The 5,868-nt window shown below is 54.1% G+C and carries 7 protein-coding genes; all 7 read left to right on the top strand.

Annotation, left to right across the window (positions count from 1 at the left end; genetic code table 11):
• Positions 1-255 precede the first annotated feature (255 nt).
• Positions 256-1,674 (top strand): sugar porter family MFS transporter, encoded by a 1,419-nt coding sequence (locus EIEH_RS05070; protein WP_015871092.1) that lies wholly within the window; start codon positions 256-258, stop codon positions 1,672-1,674.
• A gap of 5 nt (positions 1,675-1,679) precedes the next feature.
• Entirely contained in the window at positions 1,680-2,648 is a 969-nt protein-coding gene (locus tag EIEH_RS18840) for an aldose 1-epimerase (protein ID WP_015871091.1), read from the top strand.
• A gap of 10 nt (positions 2,649-2,658) precedes the next feature.
• Positions 2,659-3,342, top strand: a complete 684-nt coding sequence (locus tag EIEH_RS05060; RefSeq protein ID WP_015871090.1) for a D-lyxose/D-mannose family sugar isomerase — start codon at positions 2,659-2,661, stop codon at positions 3,340-3,342.
• Between the two features lie 3 nt (positions 3,343-3,345).
• Positions 3,346-4,224, top strand: coding sequence for a ketose 1,6-bisphosphate aldolase (locus tag EIEH_RS05055; RefSeq protein WP_015871089.1), 879 nt, complete (start codon positions 3,346-3,348; stop codon positions 4,222-4,224).
• A complete protein-coding gene (locus tag EIEH_RS05050; protein ID WP_015871088.1) occupies positions 4,217-5,212 on the top strand; it encodes a carbohydrate kinase family protein in 996 nt (331 codons plus the stop codon). The genes EIEH_RS05055 and EIEH_RS05050 overlap by 8 nt, the downstream gene beginning before the upstream one ends.
• A 50-nt stretch (positions 5,213-5,262) precedes the next feature.
• Complete coding sequence (locus tag EIEH_RS20080; protein WP_081490024.1) at positions 5,263-5,442, top strand: alcohol dehydrogenase catalytic domain-containing protein; 180 nt, start codon at positions 5,263-5,265, stop codon at positions 5,440-5,442.
• Positions 5,443-5,668: 226 nt separating this feature from the next.
• The coding region (locus tag EIEH_RS05045; RefSeq protein WP_035608919.1) for a hypothetical protein at positions 5,669-5,868 on the top strand (200 nt) is incomplete at its 3' end.

The following is a 5,868-nucleotide window of genomic DNA, read 5'->3' as shown; positions in this document are numbered from 1 at the left end:
CGGTCACTACCCCTCATAGCCGAAACAAATGCTGCGGTAAAACGAGTAACAGGCCATCTCATTATTGCCCGATTTAAATAATTCAAAATCAAATGGGCAATATCCTACCCATCAAACGCCCGTTTTACTTTAATACCCTGATAACGGGCAGTTATTTCTTCTGCAGCGGTAACAATGGGATCGCAGTCAAATTAGCCACAGGCACTAAATGGGTACTCTCCGTTCAATTCTAAAAAAACAGGGCCGGAGGTATTTGTGAAAAGCAATATTTATGTCTACTTTATTGCCACCATAGCATCATTAGGTGGTTTATTGTTTGGTTACGACACCGCGGTCATTTCAGGCGCTGTAAACTACTTTGAAAAATTTTTTTCGTTAACGCCCGCAGCGCTGGGTTGGGGGGTCTCATCGGCCCTTGTTGGGTGCATTATTGGCTCCGTGATATCGGGGTCACTCAGCAACAAATACGGACGTAAAAAAAGCCTTATCCTTTGCGCCATCTTATTCTTGGTCGGTGCACTGGGTACTGCCTTCCCCATGACATTCAGCCAATTTGTTATTTTTCGTATTGTTGGCGGTGCCGGGATGGGAATCGCCTCTTTTGTTGTCCCTGTTTATCTCGCGGAAATCGCGCCGCGCGACAAACGCGGCGTACTGGGAACGTTCTATCAATTCGCCATTGCTTTCGGCATTCTGCTAACCTACCTGATTAACTATATAGTGCAAAGTTCAGGAGAATATACCTGGTTGATTGGGTCCGGTTGGCGCTGGATGTTCGGTCTAGGCGCCATACCGGCGGCAATTTTGCTGCTGGTCAGCCACATTGTTCCGGAGAGCCCACGCTGGCTTGCGCAGAAAGGTCGCGACGAAGCATGCCTGGCCCTGCTGGAAAGAATTAACGGCGATAAAACGCGCGCACTCGATGTACAGCAGGAGATCAAACGTGACCTGAGTCACCCAGCCCATTCTAAAGGCGTCTTCGCCGCAGGGCTGGGCGGCGTACTGTTGCTGGCGATTGTATTGCAGGTACTGAGCCAGTCCACTGGTATCAACGTAGTGATCTACTATGCGACCAAGCTGTTAAGCAGCATCGGCACCGGCGACAGCGCGTCTATTTGGGGTAACGTATTCTTCCAAAACGTGCTGATCGGCCTGGCCGTCGCTCTTTCCGTCTTCGTGGCGCTGTACTATATTGAGCGCGCCGGGCGCAAACCACTCATGGTATGGGGTTGCGTCTGCGTCGCCGCTTCACTGCTGGTGATCGGGTTTGCCGTCTACCTGCAAATGACCGGCATCTGGCTGCTTGCCATCATCATTTTCTTTATCTTCGCCTTCGGCGGCACCATCGGACCATTGACCTGGATCGTTGTCTCCGAAATCTCCCCTAACTCGCATCGAGCCACCATCGTATCCATCGCCACCGTATTTTTCTGGTTAACTAACGTGGTGGTTGCGCAGACCTTCCCGATGATTAACGACAGCCCTGTGCTGATCGAAGCCTTCCACGGCGCTTTCCCCTTTTTTATCTACGGTAGCCTGACGCTGGTGTTCCTGTGGGTTTGCCTGCACTTTCTACCGGAGACCAAAGGGCGCTCACTGGAAGAAATTGGCCGGAATATAACACAGCGAGCCAAAAACACTGGTGACACGTTCAACACGACACAGCAGGGGTAATAATAATGCAAATATTATCCCTGGCCAGTCCGGATCGCAGCCTGATGGGTGAGGTTTCCGCCGCAGGCGGCATACTCACTTCGCTGTGTAAAGTACAACACTCTGGCGATACGATGGCGTTGCTGTACCAGGCGCCATGGCTAAACGAGGCCGACCAGGATGCTGATATGCCGCGGTTAATGCAACGGCTGGCAGGAGAGTGGGCTGGCGTTCCCTTCGGTTGCGTCGCACAGGACGACGCGCTATTTTTCCACCATGCGCCGCATGGACTGCCGGTTAACGGAGAATGGCATTTCACCGCCTCAACACCCCACGCTGCCGTGATGCGCTATGACTACCCGACGGCATATCCACTAAGCCATCTCGAACGGCGCATCGCACTTACAGACGACAGCGTAGACTTTACGCTCACCGTCACCGCACGCAGAGATTGCCGTTTCCCGATGGGAGTTCACCCTATTTTTCCCCTAGGCGGAGATGCGGGAGAGGTCAACATTGTGGCCAGCGGCGGTGGAAGAGTCTATCCGCAGGCCGTAGAACCTGGTGTCAGCCGCCTGATGCCCGGCGCTCACTTCACCAGCCTGCAGACGGTCCCCGTGACAGAGGGTGTCACCCAAGACATCAGCCATCTTCCCCTGCCCTATGACAGCGAAGAGATCGTCCAGCTTCTGGCACCGCAGGGGCGCATCACGTTGCATTATCCACAGCGACACTTGCAGCTTACGCTGAGTTGGGACAGCCAACATTTACCCCATTGTCTGCTGTGGATCAGCAACGCCGGACGCCGTTTACCTCCCTGGCGCGGGCGGAATTACTGCCTCGGTGTTGAACCGGTTTGCTCCGCCTGGGATCTTGGCCCAGCAAGCCTGGTGGATAACCCCATTTCACGCCATCACGCACCGACAGCTGTGAATCTCTCGGCCCATGAAACGCTGACGCTGAGTTACCAAATTCGCTGTACCGCAATTGATTGAGGAACCTGCCATGAAACGTTCTTTTATTAACCAGAAAATTGATGAGGCGCACGCGTTCGCCAGACGCTTTCACCTCGCCCTGCCGGAATTCGCCCACTTTACGTTGGATGATTGGAAGCAAAAAGATTTTGCCCACTGGCAGGAAGTTATCGACCTGCAACTGGGCTGGGACCTGACCGACTTCGGCGGCGGCAACTTTGCCGCGATGGGATTGGGCCTGTTCACCTTACGTAACGGTTCACTGACCGACAGGCGCTACCCTAAAAGTTACGCGGAGAAAATGTTGCTCGTCGACGTACAGCAAGAGACACCGTTCCATTTTCATTTCTCCAAGAGGGAAGACATCCTCAACCGCGGCGGCGGAAATTTATGCATGCAGATTTACCATGCGACTCACGATGAACAACTCGATACCCAACGACCGGTCGAGATTGCCGTTGACGGCTGCCTCCATATCTTAGCGCCGGGAGAAAAACTGCTCCTGAAGCCGGGCCAGGGCGTCTGCATCCCGCCTTACACCTATCACCGCTTTTGGGCGGAAAAAGCGTCGGTTCTGGGCTGGGAAGTCTCTATGGTCAACGACGATCACACCGACAACCGTTTCCTGGTTCCGCTTTCCCGCTTTGCCGAAATTGAAGAAGATGAACCGGTGAAATGGGTTCTTTGCAATGAATATCAATTGATTAAGGGATAAGTAATGAGTTTGATAAATCTGGCCAAGATGCTGAAAACCGCTAAAAAAGAACATTTTGCTGTTGGTGCGTTCAATGCCATCGATAATCACTTCGTCGATGCAATTTTTGCCGCTGCCGATCAAAATCATTCCCCTATCATTCTCAATTTTGCTGAAGTGCATAGCCGTCTGGTCAACCTGGAAGACATGGCCGATTACGTATGCTTCAAAGCCCGCCGCGCGAATGTGCCGGTGACGTTAAACCTGGATCATGGGCTGACACTGGACGCAGTAACTCGTGCCATCAACAGCGGCTTTACGTCCATCATGTTTGATGGCTCCCATCTTGATTACGAAGACAACGTCCGCCAGACGGCGGACGTTGTCGACATATGTCGTGAGCTAAATATCTCCGTCGAAGGCGAGCTGGGTGCCGTCGGCGGCGATGAAGGCGGCGCTCTGGAAGGATCGGCGGATGCCGCACAGTATACCGATATCGACCAGGCGCACGACTTTGTCTCCCGCACCGGTATTAACGCGTTGGCCGTCGCCATCGGCAACAGCCACGGCCGCTACAAAGGGGTGCCGAAACTGGATTTTGCCCGCCTGGACGCACTGGCAAATTGCGTCGATGTGCCGCTGGTGCTACACGGTGGCTCCGGGCTTTCCGCGCAAGATTTCCGCCGGGTCATCGAACTCGGTATCGCCAAGATTAACTTCTATACCGGCATGTCGCAGGTTGCTCTGCATACGCTAGAAACCCGGCTGCATGACACCGCATTGAGCAACAAATACGACCACTACCTGCTGCTGATGAAAGAGGTCGAGCATGGCGTTAGCACCACCGTCGCAGAGCAAATGGCCATCTTCGGCAGTCTGGGCAAGGCAGACGGCTATGCATAAACGTCGGGGGATCATTGCGATCGGCAATTTGATAGTCGATCAGTCGCTGCGTTGCACGGAATATCCACAGGAGTCGATGCTGACGCAAATTACCCACGTCGACAAAAGCTGCGGCGGTGGTTGTACCAACGTTTTGTTCGGCCTCTCCCGTATCGATCCCTCTCTGCCGCTGGCGCTTAGCGGCGTGATCGGGCGCGATACGTACGGTGACTTTATCTTGCAGGAGACCGCGCGGCATAATGTCAGCACCTCACGGGTGCATGTTTCAGCTCAGGATGTGACCTCATTCACCTATGTCATGGTGAATAGCCAAAATGGTAACCGTACATTTTTCCATCACATGGGCGCTAACCATCGGCTTGGCGCGACGGACTTCAGCAATCTGGACAGCCAGGCACGGATTGCCCACGTTGCTTATCTACTGCTGTTGCCCGCACTCGAACAGGAGGATCGCCAGTGGCAAACCTGCGGCGCGCGGGCATTGGCGGATCTGCAACGTCAAGGATTTGCAGTGTCGCTTGATCTAGTCTCTGCGCCTGAAACCGAACGCTATCAACGCTGGGTAAAACCGGTTTTACCTTACGTTGATTACTTGATCATCAATGATCAGGAGGCCCGTCGCCTGTGTCAACGGCCTGGGGATGACGATTATATCGCGCAGGCGCGCAGCCTGCTACAGATGGGCGTACGCAAGCTGGTCTGTATTCACTTTCCACAGGGTGCGGTTGCCATTGATGCCGAGGGTAAAACCTACAAGGCCGACGCCTATCATGTTCCATCACATGAGGTCGTGAGCACTTTGGGCGCCGGTGACGCTTTTTGCGCCGGCATGCTGTACGGCATCCATGAGGAATGGCCGCTGGCTGACGCTCTGCGTTTGGGATGCGCCTGCGCACATTTCAATTTATTTAGCCTCTCAGCGACGGAGGGCGCGCGTACGCTCAGCGAGCTTCATGACTTTATACAGCATGAGGAGAGCCAGATATGACCTCATATGGACTACGGTGCTGACAGCACCACGCGCTACAGCGCTTTAGCATACCGAAAAGCGGCGATGATGAAATCCTCGTCAAAGTGGAAGGATGCGGCATCTATGGAGCGGATTTTCATGAATATAAAGACGACCCGCTCAGGCTGACGCCAGTGGTATTGGGCCATGAAAGGACCGGGAAAATCATCAGGACTGGCGCAAATATTCGCATCGGTTCAGTACGGTAAGCGTATCGTTACTAGCGTATTGACCTGCGGCAAATGTCCGGCTTGCCCGCCAGCGGCCGGGTAAAATCAACCTGTGCGAAAAAGTGGGTCTCTGTAGGTTGTTACCCGACGCCGCGTTATCGGTCCAACGGCAGGTGCGCCGAGTATGTCGTGCTGCGCGCCATGGACATCGAGAATATCACTGCGCTTGACGCCAATCCCAGGGCGACTGATATTTGCCGCAGATATGGGCGCCCATCAAACCCTGAACGTGAGCGAGTCTCCCAGCGTGGACACGCTGCGCGAAAAGATCCTGGCGTTAATCGCAGGCACCGGTGCCAACTTTGCTTTCCGGTGCAACGGTATGCCGCAAGCGGCAGCAGCGATCTGGGCGTTTATCCGCCACGACGGCGAACTGTGCGAAATGGGCTGTTTGGTCAACATGCG

The organism is Edwardsiella ictaluri ATCC 33202 (assembly GCF_000264785.1).
In the GTDB taxonomy this organism is placed as follows: Bacteria; Pseudomonadota; Gammaproteobacteria; order Enterobacterales; family Enterobacteriaceae; genus Edwardsiella; species Edwardsiella ictaluri.
Note: the sequence above shows the minus strand (reverse complement) of the source record. Positions and strands in the feature narration are given on the sequence as shown.